A 1172-nucleotide genomic window follows, 5' to 3' on the forward strand; every position below is an offset into this window, starting at 1 on the left:
CTCTCTCTAATGATCTAATGAGCGGCACCGCGAGCCCCGCACGCTGGGGGACGATCATTAGATCAGAGGAGAACATAAGAAGAACAGATAGAACGTGCCTAGTCGGCACGTGTGTTGGAGTTGAGATCCTACCACCCCAAGGGTTCGCCTTAGGCGGTCGTAGAAGGGCTTGGCGGGGCAGAAGAAGGGTAAAGGCGCTTCCTGCCGTCGAATCGCGTCCTACGGGCTTCCTAGGAGGTTTTCGGGGTATCTCCGGGTGCAGGTCGATCTCGGAGCATTTCCTCGCCACGTGTGGTCCAGCGGGTACGTTGTTCCTCGGTGGCGTTGCCCTCGCCATGGCATCGAGCGCCCCGAGCAGGGTGGCCCGATCCCAAGTCGGTTTGCCGGTCTGACCATCGAGCAGCCCCACCATCGTCATCAGCCCGGCTGCTAGGAAGCGCTGATGGTCGCGTTCCCTGCGGTCCTCCTTGGCCTTGGCGCTGGTGGCTTGGCGGATTGTCCCCCGGCCAGCACGCATGGTTTCCTTGGCGCGCTCGACCCGAAGCAAGGCGGCCAGTGTGCGGTTCTCGACCGGGGTGCGATCAGGCTTGTCGGCCAGCAGCAAAAACAGCTTGTCGTCCTTGGAAGGGTTGGCCTTGCTGCGAACGCGTTCAGCGTGTCCCGTCGCCCATGCCATGTGACTGATGTAGCCCGGACCATTGTTCATTCGAATCGCCTGTCAAAATTTGACAGCAGGATGCGGAGAAGGGCAGAAGAAGGCAAGGCAGAAGAGTCCATCATATATTGATGGCCCGCTTAGTTGTTTCCGTTCCGGAAACGCGGGGTCTGCGACGCGAAGAAGGAAGAAGACCAGCGTGGCGATCGGGCGGCTGAAAATGAAGGTAGGCGGGACCGGCAAGGCCGGTCCGCACGCCTCCTACATTTTCCGCGAAGGCCACTATGCGCGCGACGAAACGCTGGAACGGTTGGACGCCACGGAGAGCGGCAACATGCCGTCGTGGGCGCAATCCGATCCGGTCGCTTTCTGGCGTGCGGCCGATGCGCACGAGCGGGTGAACGGCACGACCTACCGGGAGATGGAGATCGCGATCCCGCGCGAGTTGTCGGTCGAGGACCGACGGCGCTGGTGCGGGCGTTCGTGGCGCAGGAGGTCGGAACCGCCCATGCCTATC

General features: G+C 62.0%; 1 protein-coding gene and 1 pseudogene. One reads left to right on the forward strand and one right to left on the reverse strand.

The window, feature by feature from the left end:
* Positions 1 to 706: conjugal transfer protein TraD (locus RH90_RS21905; protein WP_010189302.1), on the reverse strand; the 706-nt coding region annotated here is incomplete at its 3' end.
* A gap of 148 nt (positions 707 to 854) precedes the next feature.
* Here RH90_RS21905 and RH90_RS21910 point away from each other — a divergent pair.
* A pseudogene (locus RH90_RS21910) lies at positions 855 to 1172 on the forward strand (hypothetical protein); the annotation flags it as partial.

It is taken from the genome of Sphingomonas sp. PAMC 26605 (genome assembly GCF_000241485.1).
In the GTDB taxonomy this organism is placed as follows: Bacteria; Pseudomonadota; Alphaproteobacteria; order Sphingomonadales; family Sphingomonadaceae; genus Sphingomonas.